Origin of the sequence: Paenibacillus sp. VTT E-133291, assembly GCF_002264395.1 — a bacterium.
GTDB classification, from domain to species: domain Bacteria; phylum Bacillota; class Bacilli; order Paenibacillales; family Paenibacillaceae; genus Paenibacillus_AQ; species Paenibacillus_AQ nitricinens.
This window is the reverse complement of sequence record NZ_NFVA01000024.1, coordinates 12,235-29,326: the sequence shown is the minus strand read 5'-3', so window position 1 is coordinate 29,326 and position 17,092 is coordinate 12,235. Positions and strand designations below refer to the sequence as shown.

Here is a 17,092-nt window from a genome sequence, read left to right as displayed (position 1 = left end):
GAATCCCTTTGATATTCTTCCCTACAATCTTTCCGAATGAATTACTATATAGCGTGTTTGCCCGATATCATCGTAATTCTGGAAATGAAGGTAGTAAACAAACAATGAACGAACTTTTTGCAAATCCCTCTACTTGCTCCTCCATTTGGTTCCCTTCTCAATTAGATGAGCTTACCCGTCAGATTCCAGGGCACGTATACAACTCTGAAGACTTAATCCGAGACCATACACTGCTTCCTTACTTTATTCCATTTATCCCTCATGAGAGATCAACAAATCTAATCGAAATGGTAAAAACAGAAATAGCTTCATCAGCTAATATGATTTTAGGACGCGCTGCTTTATCGGTCAAACCAAAACAAAAACTAATGTATTGTTCAGAGTGTGTAGATGAAGATAGAACGTTGTTTGGAGAAGCATATTGGCATCGTTGTCACCAATTGGAAGGTGTATATATTTGCCCTAAACATAATTCTTTGCTTACACAATCGAATATATCTCATCAAACACAAAAGAATCGTTTTCATTTCATTACTTTGGAGAAATCAGTAGTTGATACTGGCAGGAGTTCTGCTATTATTGATATCTCTTACCTAAAGCACTACCAATATATAGCTGTTCAATCGCTTTATTTACTAAACAAACAATTACCCTCAGTGGGTTTTAATAAAATACAATCCTACTATGTCTCTAAGTTACGTAGTGAGGGTTATGTATGTCGTGCTGGCAATCGAATTAAATGGGACAGATTGGTCTCTGCGTTTAGGTCTCACTACGGTGATAGGCTGTTGACTGAACTAAATGGAACGATAAGAGAAAGGGATAGCTGGTTACATAAAATATTGAGGAAGCCAAGGGTCTCGTGCCATCCACTGCGACATATTCTATTACTTGGTTTCTTAGGAGAAACTGTTGAGAGCATGATGAATAATCTAGCAGAGGAAAAAACAATATATTATGAACCCTTCGGGCATGGACCTTGGCCATGTCTTAATAAAGCGGCAAACCATTACAGACAACCGGTGATTGTGTCCTGTAAGATTACCAGATGTTCGAGCTCTGGCAATCCCGTCGGTACATTCATATGTGACTGCGGTTTTATATATTCACGCAAAGGACCCGATAAGGCGGACACGGATCGATTTAAGATCGGAAGGATTAAGGATTTTGGCAGCATGTGGAGAATAAAACATGCAGAGCTGTCGCTTCAAAATCTGTCTTTAAGAAAACAAGCTGAGTTGCTGGGGTGTGATCCACAAACAATTGTTAATCAACAAAAGCGATTGATATAGGAAGTATTGTTTCAGTTGATTTTTATGAGAAAAGTGAGTGATGCAGCGCAAAATCCTTTTTTGTTTTGGTAATAATCTAGAACTTCTATAAGTACGGTAAAGGTTTCAGAATAAGAGCAACATACGCGAGGACAACGAAGATGATCGGAATTTACCATGTTCGAAAAAATTTAATTTAGTAAACAAGAACGCGATTATGTTAAGCTCTCGCGTTTTTTATTTGTCTATTTGTGTATAAAATTGGGACTAATGACAGGGGAAACCGTTTCGCTGTCGAATATATAGGTATTTAGGTATTGTGGTGCTCTGAAAATGGATACGGTTACCCAATAATTTGTGTTTTTGTTATTCAACTAAAATCACTAATCTCTTTCGCATTAGAACATGAATTTCGACATGAAGAGTATAACAGAAAGTGACCGAGCCAAGTTATGTCATCATCCCTTCCCCCTCTGTAATATGCATCAATTACATTGTTGAAGATTATGATCAGGAAACTGAACTTATATAAAAAGGATACAATTGTGTAAAAGCATGATACCTGGGTCATTAGGTTACTTTGATATCTAATGAAACAGAAGTGTGAAATGATATATTCAAAACCTCTAATATCATAAGCTTGGCAGCAACAAAGCAATGCATTATAAGCACCAAGAACTAAGGAGTGCACAAAGAAATTCATTAAGAAGATAATAGGAGACTAACCAGTTGGGTTGATGGAATATTTAGTATTATGAGGGGGAAAGGAAAATATACGCGTGATTTATCAAAAACGGCCAGAAATAATCAGAAAAACCCCTGTACAGGGATATATGTTGACTAAAGGGTAAGAAAAATAAAACATACGTGTATATCTAGTGTGATAAAGCTTCATTTTCATATATGATTCTCATTCTATCAGTTTAGGTGGTTATGAGCATGACTGGTATTTTTTCGCAATTAGTAGATGTTGATGATAATGTTGCCGGCCATTTATGGACAGTTGATGAGATTCATGAGCTTGCCAAGACTATTGCGTTGATCGCTCTAGGTCAAGCTGAACATGCAGCTGAAATAATAAGTCAAATTGGTTTGACTGTTCCTGTACATACGATATCAGAGTTTTATCAAGAAGCTCGTGAACAATTACGAATTCGTGGAAATACTCCTAAGGAAATAGAGGTCTCTCACTATCATAGGGATGGCTTTTTATTTGAATGCATCTCATGGATAGTGGCATGTCAGGTAGCAGACGAGAATACTTACCTTAAAGATCCTCATATTAGCTCAACAACTCAAGGGCTTGATGGGTTGATCATCCAAATGGATCCAGTAGAGAAGATAGTCCTTCATACTACAATTTGTGAGGATAAGTGCACACAAAACCCAAGAGATACCTTTAGAAACAAAGTTATGATTGCATTTAAAGAACATCATCAGAATAAGCGTGGACGTGATTTGTTGGCAAATGCAATTACTCTTATCAAACAAAGCGGGTTGACAGGTACGGCTGCAACTTTAGCTGCGGCAAGAGTTCATGATAAAACATACAGAAGCTACCGAGCTGCACTGACTGTCAACTCGGACATTAGTACGGCTGAGGAGCGGCAGAAGTTATTTAAGGGATATGAGGGGTTGACAGATATTTCACAGCTCCAACGAATTGGTGCAACGTTCATCGTAATAGGTGATCTGCGGGAATGGTTTCAAGAGTTGGCGGATCGAGTAATCAATTCTCTCGATGAATTTGAAGCAGGGGAGTGTTCCGATGTTTGATGCACGAACTTCAATGTTACTGAGCGAGGCACCTAGTCTTCCCGACTTGGATGCCCATACTCTTCCATCATTATTGACCCGCCATTATGCGGAACTCGTCTCTACCCGGTTAAAGAGTGCAGATGGAATTTTTTTGATGAAAGAACCGGATGAGCAATGGCCCTTGGATCGTATAGCAGATGTTTATGAAACGGTTGCATCCATTGAAGTGAACCCTACGCTTAGGAAAGCAGCTGCTTTTGTTGCAGGAACAGCAAGGCTCATTATTTCGCGAGGTCGGGTGAGTGTATCAAGTGAGGAAAGGTTTTCTCCGATCGACCGTGATAGTTTAGATCCTTCTACTGCAGCAGCTATTTTGTTCCTTGCGGCAGAACAATACGCTGACGCATTTGAAGCTGTTAGTTTTATCCCAAACCGAGAGGTCCCCAAGAAATCAGAGTTCTGGGCGAACATATAAAAGATCTCACCACAGGCAAACTAAATGACATTTTAATACGAGCAACTAAGTGGCGAGATGTAAATCCTAAAAGCAGAACGATGCAAGAGCGTGCACTTTGTTCTTTAACTGCAGTGCTTGTGGAAGGTATTGAGCTTCTTGCCGCTCATATGATGTCTATGCCCATTCCTAAGACGGTATCAGGTAAGTATTCGAGCGCTCAAGAGGCTTTTGCCCATGTAATCGAATTATCTTACAAGAAATCTCAGCTTAGAGAGGTTCAATTAAGCACGGCTTATCCAGGTCCTGCTCACTTGGCTTCATTACTGCTTTCTTCAGCTAATGCAATTGAACAAGCAGCCCTGACCAAACTCCCTCCACCTGATGGTTCGGATGATGATTTTTGGATAAGGTGGTTGCGCTTCCGTGCGAATGAAATGCCCTTCCTTTGGCCAAATCATCGAGAAGCGATTAAGAATCAGTTTTATCAAACCGGCCAATCTGCGGTCCTGGTTCTTCCAACAGGTGCTGGTAAAACAACAGTTAGTGTATTGAAAATTGCTGGAACACTTTCTCGAGGAAAAAAAGTTATATTTTTAGTGCCTACTCATGCACTTGTTGAGCAACTTACCGAGGATTTACAATCCATTTTTCCAAAGGAACAATTTGGACTGGATGTATCGAGCGACTTCGATTCTCTAATTATGGAGGGTGCTCAACTTCAGGATATTGAGGTCATGACTCCAGAACGATGCCTTGCAATGCTATCGTTTACCCCTTCATCCTTTGAAAATGTTGGATTATTGGTGTTTGATGAATGTCATATCCTAAGCCCACAGTCGGGTAAAATCAGGCGCTCGTTAGATGGTATGTTATGTCTCTTAGCATTTTGTACTGCTTCTCCGGAAGCAGATTTGTTATTTTTATCGGCCATGCTTAAAAATGGTAAGCAATTTGCGAATTGGATCGCTGATCTATCTGGTCGTCCATGTAATGCTGTTGAACTTTTATGGAAGCCAAGCCGTCAGGCCCGCGGGGTGGTTGTTTATAACGAAGATGAGATCAATTCGGCTAAAAGGCGAGCTATTAGGACACAACGTGATCTTAATAAACAGAAGGGCAAACATGCTACTACTTTGCGGGCGTCAGCTAAACGAGAGCTTACAGCATTTCCTCATGTAGTATGGGGTTTACAGCATAACTGGCTACCTACTAATTCAATTGCTTTTACAAAAATTATGGATGAACCTGTAACACTTGCCGGTAAGCTAACTAGATTTGGAGGGATAGGAATAAGTCCTAATGCAAATATCATTGCATCTCAAATAGCCATAAGAGCGGATGGAGCTAATCTTAAAACAATTATTTTCGTCAACACTAAGGATGATGCAGTGATTACTGCACGGAATATAATTAATAACCTTGGGGGAACAGTCGATTTAAATAATTCTGAAAATGAATTGTGGAAAAGTTTGGTGCTAGAATTGGGTCATTCGAAACACTCGATCTTTGGTAGCTCCAATTTTGTTGCCGTACCACACAATGCATCTATGCTACGATTGGAACGAATGCTATCAGAGAGACTTTTTCGAAGAAGCGACGGAGCCAGAGTCATTGTTGCAACACCAACACTAGCACAGGGATTAAATCTTCCTGCTCATCTTGCTGTGCTTGCGGGTGACAAACGCACCGGTGAGGACCAGGAACGAGAAGAATTGGAGGCCCATGAGCTTTTAAATGCAGCAGCCAGAGCCGGGCGAGCAGGTCACCTTGCAAACGGTGTTGTTATACTAATTCCAGAGCCTATTGTCACGTTTAATCAAGGATATCCCCCTACAGAGGAATTGAAAAAAAAACTATTGTCGGTACTGCCTGAAGATGACCGATGTGTGACCATTGGTGATCCACTAGAAGTGGTTCTTGAACGTGTTTCTGAAGGAAGTCTGGAAGATCGTGAAGTCCAATATACTATAAATCGTCTCGCCGCTCTAAAAGCAGAAGCGGATGAGACATTATCAGAAGACTTTATATCACGATCATTCGGTGCATTTTTAGCGAAGAATATGGGTAGTGAAGAAAATTATAAACAAAAAGTTGAGAAACTGTGGGATGAAGCAAACACATTACTTGAGAACAAGACTGATATAATTGAAATTAAGCTTGCATCTCAGAGCGGTATACCAATAGATCTCTTGGAACGATTGAGATTTAGATTGCTAGCTAATGCAGGTCATCTACAAACCACGATTAACGGCTGGGTTAACTGGACCATTGAATGGCTTATCGAAGACGAGAAATCTAGGTTTTATTTGCTTCAAGATGTTTATAGGTCCGTACTTAAAGCTGCAGGTAAACCATCCAGTTATCCATTGGACGAGACTACGCTGTCTAACCTTCTTCCTGGCATAAAAGGTTGGATCAGTGGCAGACCACTAAATGAAATTGAACAGATGTTAGGTGGTGACCCAGACGGTGCCACCAATACTGCAAGAATTTGTCCGCGTGCTCGCGAATTGGTATCTACGTTTATTCCGAGAGGGCTCTCTTTTATTATGATGGTAGTCTCTCGAATGGTGGAGGAACTCGATCTTTTTTCACTACAAGAAGACCTTGAAAAAAGCTTGATGAACAGCCTTTCCTCAGCAGTTAGAAAGGGATTCGATAGTGTAGAAAAGTTGGAATTTATCAATAAACACAAAACCATATATGGTCGAGTACATTTACATATGCTGTACAACCAAAACAAAGATGGGAACTAATAATTGAAATAATATACTGCTGTTAACAATATCAAATTTTGATAGATGGAGGAGTGGTATTTTACGAAAATAAAGTTGTTACAGAAAAAGGGTCACTCATGCTTAATAAGCATAAACACTCACCATGTCGTTACCCAGGCAATTATGAATGATTAGATAATATATAAAAGATTAGTTTATAAGGAAGGCAGAACTTAATAAAGAGCAGGGGAGATATGCATGAGTGAATTATTTGATGATTATACTTTGAAAGATCTGATCCCTTTAGTATCAGCGATCGTAGTTGTTATAGGTTGGTTCATAACGTATTTATTAAATCGTTCTCAGAAATTACATGATATTTTTCTCGCTAAAACAGAGATGAATTTAAAAGATGTGTGTGGGCCATTATTTTCTGAAATGGAATCTATATTTGAGCAAAAGCATCCAGCGTCCCAGATGAGATCGCTTGAATTGTTTATTAAAAAGCTTGGTGGAACTTCCTCGCCAATATTTCTTGAATCGAATAAGCAAATTATTGCTCAAACTAAGGCATTAAAAAGCTCATACATGATTTACAAAAGCAATCCTACCCATGAGAATCATAATTTTTTATGGAGTTCATTTTTAGCTTTGCAAGAATCTTTTTCAATTAAGATCAAAGAATACAGAGTTCTTTTGTTTAAACATTATGATTGGAAATATAGAATGGATCGCTTGAACCCTATATTAAGACTGCTATGTGAGACATTTCGTATAGGTTATGTATCAGTAACGGGATTTACAATGATAGGTGGAGGCCTTTGCTTATTAACTTTAACTGAGCAAATAGAAAGAAAATTCATGTTTTCCAATGACTATCCGGCGTTATTGGTTCCATATCAGGCGTACATCTACTCATTTTCTTTATTATTCTTTTTGATTTGGATATTTGCAGCGTTCTTAAACAAAGCATTTATTGGATACCGTATAGAGAACGTTTGGATTGTCAAGAAAGACGAGAAGACAATGAAGTGGTTCATGAAAAAGTATGCCGATAACTTCCCTATTTACAATGAACTAGAACAAGCGATTGAAGACGATAAGTCTAAGGTTAATATTTCCTGATTTTTCTTTACCAACAGAGTGTTATGCCTTATTTTCAAGTGGTGTATTCCTGCCCTTAACACTTAGTATACATATAGCTTTGTTGGTTTAAGAACATACTTATGAAACTCAAATTTTGCCGTCAGGTCGGGGAAATACTAAACGCGATGCTTTGGGTCGCATGAACAGGGCACCGTGACGGGTTCTACCGGAATCTTATGGTTCCTGGTCTACTGTTTACAGCCACTAAGTGCGGGACGATCCATCCGCTATAAGTTGGAAGTGCTGCTGAAAGTTGAAATTGATTTATGCGAATAACATCTGTGAGCCCGTTACTGATGCGCCTTAAGCCTCTCAGGTTCATGAATACAAAACTGACTAAGAACAATACAAAAATCATATGTTTAATGGAGAGATAATAGATAATTATGGATAATGAAAGATGTTACTGGTGCGGTAATAAAGCTAATTCAATGGAGCATGTTCCACCGAAATGCCTTTTTCCCGAAGAGAAAGACGTGAAAGATATTTTAAATAAAACCTATAGAAATAACTTGATTACAGTTCCTTCTTGTGATGAACATAATTTGAATAAGTCTAATTTAGATGAATACTTGATGGCCAATTTAAGTGGTAAAGTAGGTAATAACTTTGTAGCCTATGTGCATACAGCAACGAAAGTCAGCCGTAGTAGATTACGTAATCCAAAAATAATTCAGATAGATAAAAAAGCAGTTTTAAAACTGAAGAAGAAAGAATTTCCGGTTCTTTGGATTACAGTTGATACTCTTAAATTAAGGCATTCATTTGAGGCTATTGCAAGAGCTTTATATTTCTATGAATATAATGATGTTTTTAAAGGTAATTGCATGGTGGTATCAACATTATTTGATCATGCTGATGATCCAAACGGAACAGAATTCAACAAACGGTCATCCAATCTTTTAGAGTCAGAACAAAGGCACTGGAAGTCAGACTTAAAAGGGAATAATCCTGATATTTTTACATACCAATTTAGCGAAGTTGATGGATTCAAATGTCAAACATTAGGAATGACCTTTTATGAAGGGACTAAAGTTTTTGTTATATTAAATGGTATGACAGAGACTGAAGTAGAGACAGCTAAAACTAAACTTGCATTTCTTACTGATGCCATATTCGGCGATTTGAATTAATATATCAAGATGAGTCTCAAGCAGCCATCAGAATTGAATAATGTCAACCCATAAGAGCTATCAAGAGGATCGACATCGTGAATGGAACAATGTTGAAAGGCAGAGCGCCAAGACAGTGAGATGTATATTGAGTGTTAATAGAAGAATTCCTAATCCCCTCCCAAAGGTGCTCGCCTTCTCTGGCGGGCTATAACATACAAGGAAGGATGCAGATAAATGAGTTGGAAAATTTTCGGTGTGAAATACGACAATCAGGAGACATGGGCATTTGAACAAATGTCTTATTTGCTTTTCTGTGCTGAGTTTAATAACCGAATTGGATTATTTCGCTATAAAAACCAAACAGGAATTGAGACAGAGCCAATCGAAAAAGGCGGCAAATATTATGGTTTTCAATCTAAATATTATACAACAGCAATCGCTGACAACAAAGACGACATTATTGATTCGATCAAGAAAGCCAAAACCAAAAACAAACAATTAGATGAATTACATTTATACATCAATAAAGAACTTTCCGAAAGCACCAATAAAAGTAAGAAGAAGCCTCAATACCAATTAGACATTGAGAAAGCAGCTAAGACAGAAGGAATTAACATCCAATGGCGAGTTCCAAGTCATTTTGAACTACAATTGTCTTTGCCTGAGAACAAATACATCAATGATATTTTTTTTAGTCTTGAACCGAACGAAGGAGATTTGCTTGATGAAATTTCTAAACACAACGAGAATATTTTACAAGCAATTCAAACAGAAATATCATTTGGAGATAAACGGATTAAAATTGACCGAAGTTCTGTGGTTAAAGAACTAGCTACCACTTGTGAAAAGAAAAAAAACATAATTATTTCAGGTGAAGGCGGTTGCGGTAAAACCGCAATTTTCAAAGAGTTCTATAATTCTTATTGTAATAAAATGCCGATTTCTGTGTTTAAAGCAAATGAACTGAATGTAAATCATATCAACGACATATTTCACATTGACCACAAATTTACTTTTGCACAGTTTCTCAATGCTTACAAAGATGAACCACTTAAAATATTTGTAATTGATTCCGCAGAAAAACTTGCAGAGATTTCTAACAATGACATTCTCACTACTCTAATACAAAAGTTAAAAGAGAATGCTTGGAGTATAATCTTTACAACACGCTACGCTTATCTTAATGATTTGATTTTTCACATCAAGGAGAGTTATCAGTTGCCTTTTGATGTGAATAACGTTTCTTTGATTAGTGTTAGTGAATTGCAATCAATAGCAGATGAATACGAATTCTCACTTCCTGATAATCAAAAATTCTTAGAACGACTTAGAAACTTGTTTTATCTAAGAGAGTATGCTCAACAATATTCAAACATTGACAAACAAGGAAACTATAATGGGTTTATTGACTTACTTTGGAAAAAAAGAATTCAAGATATTGTTCAAAAAGACAACCTTCATCTTGAAAGAGAACGCTGTATTATCAGCATTGCCAAACAAAGATGTGAAACGGGACGATTTTATATCAATGCAGATGATTTGCCACAATCAGCATTGTTTCAATTAAAGCAAGACGAAATACTTGGATATGACGACACACATTACGGATATTTTATTACTCATGATATTTATGAAGAATGGGCGTTGGACAAAATAGTTTCCCGCAGTTTTTCGAATTATACAAACACAAAAGAATTTTTTGATGACTTAGGAATTTCATTGCCAATTCGCAGAGCATTTAGATTTTGGTTATCAGACCATTTATCTGAAAACAGTAAAGAAATAGAAAGTTTTATTCAAGGCGCATTCACAAACGTTGAAATAACACAATTTTGGAAAGATGAAATTTTAGTTTCTGTTTTATTGTCTGATTATTCAGAGATATTTTTCAACACTTTAGAAAAGGAAATAATTGCTGACGATTTTAAAATACTAAAAAGAATTTTGTTTCTACTAAGAATTGCTTGCACTGATATCTCAGCGATTCAAAATATTGAAATTATAAAACCTAAAGGTAAAGGTTGGGAAGAAGTAATTACCCTTATTTACAAACATAAATCTGAGTTTTTTGATAACAATTTAAAACTTATTTTACCGGTTTTAACCGATTGGTGCGATTTTAACAAAACAGGAAAAACAACAAGATACGCAGGCTTATTAGCATTGAGCGTAATTCAAAAAACTGAAACTGAAGAAAACTTCTATATACAAGAAGAAAAAGAAGAAAATTTAATGAAAGTGGTTTTCAATGCAGCCAATGAACTAAAATCAGAACTTAAAGATATATTTGACAAGGTAGTATTTAATAAATGGACTGAACACAGAGATCCATACGAAGAACTTTGCTCAAAAATTCTAGAGAAACCATACATAGCTACCGAATTAATTAAAACGCTTCCGCTATCCGTTATTCAATTGTGTGATTTGTTTTGGCAAAAACAGCCGGAAAAGCAAGACAGATTTAGGTTTGGATATGATAGAGACACAATGGAAAGTAGATATGGTCTATCAGGAAAACACGAATTTAAATATTTTCCTTCAAGTGCTAATCAAACACCAATAAAATGGTTATTACAAATTGAATTCTATAAAACGCTTGATTTTATTATAGATTTTACGAATAGGGCTGTTGAATCTTATAGTAAATCTGATTATGGAAAAGAAGATGTCGTAGGAGTTACATTACACATTAATGAAAGGGAAGTAACACAATATTTGAGTGGTGCTATATGGAATATGTATCGTGGAAACGGAAGCCCTAGTGTGCCAAACGTATTGCAGTCAATACATATGGCATTAGAAAAAACTCTTCTGGATTTTTCTCAAATCCTAAATTCTGAAATAATTCAGGATATTCTTCTACTAATTCTGAAACGATCCAAATCAGCTTCTCTTACTTCTATAGTTTGTAGTATTTTGCTTGCAAAACCTGATAAGTTCTATGATGTTGCTTTGATTTTATTCAAAACAATAGAATTATTTCATATGGATACATTCAGGTCCACAAATGAATTTCAAACAAAATCGCTGTATTCAATAGGATATGGAATGGATAAAATCAAAGATATTTTATACACAGATGAAAGATTGAACACTTGCGAAGATAAACATAGAAACTCAAATTTAGAGTCATTGTTTTTGAATTATCAGCTTTTTGGTGTAAAAGATTTTATAGAAGAGCAAAACACTGAATTTATCAAAAAATTGTATGAGATAATTGACCAACATAAATCAAGCGCCTCAACAAGTAAATCTTATGGAATTTTGTTAGCAAGGATGGACAGAAGGAATTTAATACCAAAAATATCAAAACACGACGACAACCATTTTCTAGTAGAATTTAGTCCCAAGGAGCTTCCTGATGAGCTTGAAAAGGAAAGTGAAGAAACCTTAAATCACTATCAAGATGTTTTTAAATATTCTTCGCTAAGAGTGTGGGCAGATTTTTTGATTGGTACAACAAATCAAACTAAAAACACAAAACAAGAGGAATATGACGACAATCCGCTGTTAGCTTTATCCGAAACAAAACAACTTGTTGAAGAACTGAAAGCGGGACGAAATGTAGGTATGCTTGATTATTCTATACCTGCGTTTTCGTGTTCCAAATTATTACTTGAGCACAAAGACAAACTATCAAAAGAAGATAAAGCTTATTGTAAAGAAACGGTTCTTGCAACAATATCTTATCTTTTTGCAGATGATTATGGTTATCAAATAAGTGAAGGAGTTGAAGCAGCTGTTCATGCAATTCCAGCATTAGTATTTGAAAATCCAGAAGAAACAGAAGATTATATTTCGATAATGGTTTTGGCACTTTTAGATGAAACGTCAATTGGGAATTACAAGAGAATATGTGACTACGTTATTGAAGCAATTCACAAATCAAAATTATGGGAAAATAGTACAAATGTTGCACAATCAATTTTGTTTGGTTATATAAAAATCAAACCTATCTATAAAAATATTATTACTGAAATAAGGAAAGAAAAAGGTTGGGGGCGAATTTCTAAAAGTTCAATTTTTGAAAGATTAGGCAAAATAGATGAAGATTTCACTTTTGAAAATATATTATTTGATATAAATAATATTGCCTTACTTGATATTCATGACTTGGAAATAGTACTTCAGTTAATTCCCTCTGAGACGAAAGATAAAATTCACTTAGACATTTATACGGAAACATTACCTTTATTAGCTGCACAGTTATTTAAAGACAGAAGAAGTTACAAAGATGATTCGGGAGACGACTCTAACATTTACTTGTTACGCAGACATATTTTCAAAAGATTTGCTTATTTCATTTTACTAAGAGAAAAAAGTGAAATTGATGTGTTTCTAAAACCATTTGTTGATTCGTTTTCTTCAACAGAAGAAACAGCTTCATTCATTGAAGCATTAGTAAGTGCGGAAGATTACTTGAATAATTATGAACAGTTTTGGCATGTATGGAATAATATTTACCCTAAAATAAGAGAACTATGTTCAAATCCAAGTGCCTATCATTTAAAAGAAATCATAATAAATTACTTGTTTGCATGGCGTTGGTGGCGTGAAGGAATTGAAGAATGGCGTAGCTTAAAAAAGGAAAATTTGACTCTCTACACTAGCGCCTCTAAAGAAATTGGGAATATCCCATCTGTAATGTACTCTATTGTAAAAGTTTTGAATACAATCGGAAGCAATTTTAAAGATGAAGGTATTGAGTGGCTTCATACAATTGTAGCGAATAACAAGTCTTTAAATCTTGATGATTTAGAATCTAATACCTTATACTATTTGGAAATGTTCTTGAGAAAATATATCTTCATTAATAGACAGAAAATCAAACAAGAAATAAGATTGAAAAACAAGATTATTCCGATTCTTGAATTCATGATTGAACGAGGTTCTATACATGGATATTTATTAAGAGAAAGTATTTTATGATGTCCTACTTCAGGTGAGGTTTTACAATATTTCGTACATTATGAAACTATGGAAAAGTAAAATTCTCAATCGTAAATAAATGTTAGGAACCAACTCTAATGTAAAAATTAGAAACAAACTTTAATGTCATCAAGTAGGTTATGTCTTTTTCTTAGACACCAACTATATTGTGAAATTAATTAAGAGGTAAAATAAAAAAAATCCTTGATTTTACAGGTTTTTTCAGACACCAACTATATTGTCACTGAACAATCGTAACATTATAAAAAGTTGCACCCTAACACCCCGTTAGATATGATTATCTAACGGGGTGTTTTTTTGTAGCTGCGCCTGAACAAAAGGCGATTCTGAGGTTAGGAGTGATCGACATGGAGGTTTTTGCAGACTATTTAGCGCAAATTGATAACCCGCAGCATCGGGAGCGAATGGAAGAGGTGTTGGCTTGGGTAACTAAGAAATTCACAGATTTAAAACCAAAAATTGCGTGGAATCAGCCTATGTTCACCGATCATGACACCTATATTATTGGCTTTAGCGTATCCAAACAACATATGGCTGTTGCGCCTGAAATCGCAGGGATTAATCATTTCTCTGATGAAATTGTACAGGCAGGCTATGATCACACCAAGCAGTTGTTACGGATCCGGTGGGATAGCCCGGTTGATTTCTCATTACTTGAGAAAATGATCGAGTTTAACATTATGGACAAGGCAGATTGTTCAACTTTTTGGCGAAAATAAAATATAAAAAAAGTAGTTAGCCTCGATGATGAATACATCATCGGGATTTTTTTAATTAGGAGTAAGACATTCTTATATAAAGGGTTACTGGAAATGGGATTAATATGCTTGCTAGTCGTTATTGGGAGCGAAAATATCAGTTCTTTTTGTCGAATCCATAATTCTTTCTTAGCGGATCATTAGCAAACATGCTAATATAATGACTGAAAAGGTTGAAAGCCCTTACTTTTAGCGGTTAGGGGCGATCATCTCATGCTCACATGACAAAGAGGGGAAGAAATTGCATGCGGCGGATACTGTCGATGTTAAAGTTAAATACGCTGCGAAATCAAATGTTGCTCGGTTTCCTCGCCGTCATGCTCATCATTCTGACGTTCGTTGGAGGGATTACGTTCCATTCAGTCTCAACGCTTCTCAAGAACAATGCGGAGAAGCATATTCAGCAGACTGCGATTCAAGCTAACGGACGTTTAGAAAGCGTTCTCGAGCAGATCAATTCTTTGACGACACTGGTATCTACTAACGATTATATCCAGCAACTCCTTTTACGCGATATAGAGGGTCATCCCGCTACCTTTACGGAACGGCAAGCCCTGCCATCTATTATCAATCTGGTCCAAATCTACACGGACGGCATCAAATCTGTTGAGCTTTATAATAAAGACGGAGTGAGGCTGTATCCTCTTGACGGCAGCACCCTTAGAGATAAGGTACCCGAGGATTGGATTGAAATGGCGACGAGAAAGGATGGCAGTCTCGTTTGGTTCGGTATTGATCCGCTCGATTCTACATCGCTTGTAGCGATTCGACAGATCAGTCTTATTGATCGGCATTTCACAACTGGAGGGTATTTACTCATTCGTTCAGACCGTGACAAGTTTGCGCTCAAAGACTCCTTATCCGGGGAGGGGGACGGAGAAACAGTATTGCTCCTCGCGCCGGATGGCCAGTTCATCACGTCCAACGATGACACGATTTCACAAAAGACAGCAGCAAAGCTGGTAGAAGAATCCGACGAACAAATTGCTTCTATCGGCAAGCAGTCCTTTATCGTTGTCAAACAGCGGTCTTCCGTGACAGGATGGACGCTGCTCATCTTAACCCCGGTTAACGTCATCACCAAGGGGATATCGGTCTTGCGGACGACCATTGTCGTATCGGCTTTGATGGGTACCTTACTGTTCACCTTGCTTTCTTTTTTTCTATCTATACTTATTACCAGACCTGTGTTCAGGTTGATCAAAGCTATGAGAAGTACCCGGCTAGGCATTCTGAAGCCTATCGAAAACGTATCATCCACTATGGAAATTCAGGAACTGAATTATTCCTATAACAAAATGGTTGATAATATCAACGAGCTGATCCAGTTGGTTTATGAGAAGGAGTTATCCCGGAGTCATACGGAGTTGAAGGCACTTCAAGCGCAAATTAATCCGCATTTTTTGTTCAATACCCTAGATGTTCTGTACTGGTCGCTGCTGGATAGGGATGAGGATCAACTGGCGGAGTATGTTGTCGCCATGTCTGATTTATTCCGCTATACGATCACCGGCTCGAGTAAAGGTGGTTGGGTGAAGTTACAGGATGAGCTCGAGCATGTAAAGCGATATTTGCTTATTATGAAGATGCGATTTGAAGATCGCTTAGAGTGGGAAATTGAGGCTCCTCTTGAATTTTCGAATGTGGAGTTACCCCGACTGCTGCTGCAGCCCCTTGTAGAGAATGCTGTATTGCATGGGGTGGAGAGCAAGATAGAACCGGGATGGATAAAGCTAACGGTTGCTGGAGATGAAGAATGGGTCACCATTACGGTGGAAGATGATGGGATGGGAATGGACGAGGAGATGCTGCGCTCTCTTGTGGAAGGGCTGGATAGCGGAAAGGTATCTTCTTCAAAAGATTCCGGAGTCGGAATCGCTAATGTGCATAGAAGGCTTCAACTATTTTTTTCGAGAGAGAATGAGCAGGGTGCGGCAATGACCATCGATAGCCAAAAAGGTCAAGGCACCCGTATAAACATCAAAATTCCTGTTCGAGGAGACAAAATGCCATGAGAAGCCGAACAATTCTTATTGTCGACGATGAACCGAGATCTAGAGAAGGAATGAAGAAAATACTAGAGGTGTGGGCAGCCGGTCATTATGAAATCCTTACGGCAAGCAATGGGATCTCGGCTATTGAAATTCTGGAGGAAATACCAGTGGAGCTCATGATATCGGACATCCGCATGCCGGGAATTAGTGGTCTTTCTTTAGTTAGCCAAATAAGGGATAAAAAAATACAGCGTCAGCCATCCGTTATTCTCATCTCCGGTCATGCCGAGTTCGAGTATGCTCAGCAAGCGATTCAGTTGTCCGTAGTTGAATATTTGCTCAAGCCAGCCAGCCGGGAAAAGCTAATCGCATCTGTTGAGAATGCCCTGAAGGCAGGGGAGGAGCAGGAATATATCGGCTTCATGCGAAAGATGGCTGATCCACAATTAATGGCCATAAGAGATGAAGATGCCGCATTAAGCGATCCGGTCCGTCAGGCGATAGACTACGTGGAAATGCATATAGAAGAGGCGATCAGTCTACAGGAAGTAGCCGGACTTGTTCATCTGAACGGGAGCTATTTCAGTTCTCTTTTCAAGGAGCAATGCCAGATGAATTTCAGCGAATACGTCGCCCGTAGAAAATTGCAGAAAGCGAAGGAATTACTGCTGAAAACGAATCTGCCTATAGCGGAAATTGCCAGCCTTACGGGTTACCAGACGGTTAAATATTTCAACAAGCTGTTCAAGGAATACGAAAGAATGAGTCCAGGGCAGTATCGTTCTTCCATGAGGAATGGTATAGAAGCGAATATCCAATAACGGCTCGGCAAGGGGGGAATATCTACGAAGAGGATCGGATTATCCATTACCCTTTTCTTAACATTGTTGTTGATAACAACTGCTTGCAATGGGGATAAGGGGAAT

The 17,092-nt window shown here is 37.6% G+C and carries 10 protein-coding genes; all 10 read left to right on the top strand.

Features of this window, described 5'->3' with window-relative positions; translation table 11 throughout:
- The first annotated feature begins 8 nt into the window (after positions 1–8).
- The 10 genes from CA598_RS12280 to CA598_RS12235 all read left to right on the top strand — a co-directional run bounded on the left by CA598_RS12280 (position 9) and on the right by CA598_RS12235 (position 16,987).
- On the top strand, positions 9–1,292 hold the full coding sequence (locus CA598_RS12280) for a TnsD family Tn7-like transposition protein (RefSeq protein WP_094876678.1): 1,284 nt from the start codon (positions 9–11) through the stop codon (positions 1,290–1,292).
- A 918-nt stretch (positions 1,293–2,210) separates the two neighbouring features.
- Entirely contained in the window at positions 2,211–3,047 is an 837-nt protein-coding gene (locus tag CA598_RS12275; protein ID WP_094876677.1) for a hypothetical protein, read from the top strand.
- Positions 3,040–3,504, top strand: coding sequence for a hypothetical protein (locus CA598_RS12270; protein WP_094876676.1), 465 nt, complete (start codon positions 3,040–3,042; stop codon positions 3,502–3,504). Before CA598_RS12275 ends, CA598_RS12270 begins: the two co-directional genes overlap by 8 nt.
- 80 nt (positions 3,505–3,584) lie before the next feature.
- Positions 3,585–6,242 carry a DEAD/DEAH box helicase gene (locus tag CA598_RS12265; RefSeq protein WP_094876675.1) on the top strand — a complete coding sequence of 886 codons (2,658 nt, stop codon included), beginning with the start codon at positions 3,585–3,587 and terminating at the stop codon, positions 6,240–6,242.
- 219 nt (positions 6,243–6,461) lie between these two features.
- Positions 6,462–7,328, top strand: a complete 867-nt coding sequence (locus CA598_RS12260; protein WP_094876674.1) for a hypothetical protein — start codon at positions 6,462–6,464, stop codon at positions 7,326–7,328.
- A gap of 407 nt (positions 7,329–7,735) precedes the next feature.
- A complete protein-coding gene (locus CA598_RS12255) occupies positions 7,736–8,482 on the top strand; it encodes a hypothetical protein (protein WP_094876673.1) in 747 nt (248 codons plus the stop codon).
- A gap of 216 nt (positions 8,483–8,698) precedes the next feature.
- Positions 8,699–13,393 carry an AVAST type 4 anti-phage nuclease Avs4 gene (gene avs4, locus CA598_RS12250; protein WP_094876672.1) on the top strand — a complete coding sequence of 1,565 codons (4,695 nt, stop codon included), beginning with the start codon at positions 8,699–8,701 and terminating at the stop codon, positions 13,391–13,393.
- 368 nt (positions 13,394–13,761) lie between these two features.
- Entirely contained in the window at positions 13,762–14,133 is a 372-nt protein-coding gene (locus CA598_RS12245) for an iron chaperone (RefSeq protein WP_094871735.1), read from the top strand.
- A gap of 302 nt (positions 14,134–14,435) precedes the next feature.
- Complete coding sequence (locus CA598_RS12240) at positions 14,436–16,187, top strand: sensor histidine kinase (RefSeq protein ID WP_094876702.1); 1,752 nt, start codon at positions 14,436–14,438, stop codon at positions 16,185–16,187.
- Positions 16,184–16,987, top strand: a complete 804-nt coding sequence (locus CA598_RS12235; protein ID WP_094876671.1) for a response regulator transcription factor — start codon at positions 16,184–16,186, stop codon at positions 16,985–16,987. Before CA598_RS12240 ends, CA598_RS12235 begins: the two co-directional genes overlap by 4 nt.
- Positions 16,988–17,092 lie beyond the last annotated feature (105 nt).

Excerpts from the sequence above, each read along its gene's own strand:
- CA598_RS12265 (WP_094876675.1), top strand. The coding sequence starts at position 3,585 with ATGCAAGAGCGTGCACTTTGTTCTTTAACTGCAGTGCTTGTGGAAGGT.
- CA598_RS12245 (WP_094871735.1), top strand. The coding sequence starts at position 13,762 with ATGGAGGTTTTTGCAGACTATTTAGCGCAAATTGATAACCCGCAGCAT.
- CA598_RS12235 (WP_094876671.1), top strand. The coding sequence starts at position 16,184 with ATGAGAAGCCGAACAATTCTTATTGTCGACGATGAACCGAGATCTAGA.
- CA598_RS12270 (WP_094876676.1), top strand. The coding sequence starts at position 3,040 with ATGTTTGATGCACGAACTTCAATGTTACTGAGCGAGGCACCTAGTCTT.
- avs4 (WP_094876672.1), top strand. The coding sequence starts at position 8,699 with ATGAGTTGGAAAATTTTCGGTGTGAAATACGACAATCAGGAGACATGG.
- CA598_RS12260 (WP_094876674.1), top strand. The coding sequence starts at position 6,462 with ATGAGTGAATTATTTGATGATTATACTTTGAAAGATCTGATCCCTTTA.
- CA598_RS12240 (WP_094876702.1), top strand. The coding sequence starts at position 14,436 with ATGTTAAAGTTAAATACGCTGCGAAATCAAATGTTGCTCGGTTTCCTC.
- CA598_RS12255 (WP_094876673.1), top strand. The coding sequence starts at position 7,736 with ATGGATAATGAAAGATGTTACTGGTGCGGTAATAAAGCTAATTCAATG.
- CA598_RS12275 (WP_094876677.1), top strand. The coding sequence starts at position 2,211 with ATGACTGGTATTTTTTCGCAATTAGTAGATGTTGATGATAATGTTGCC.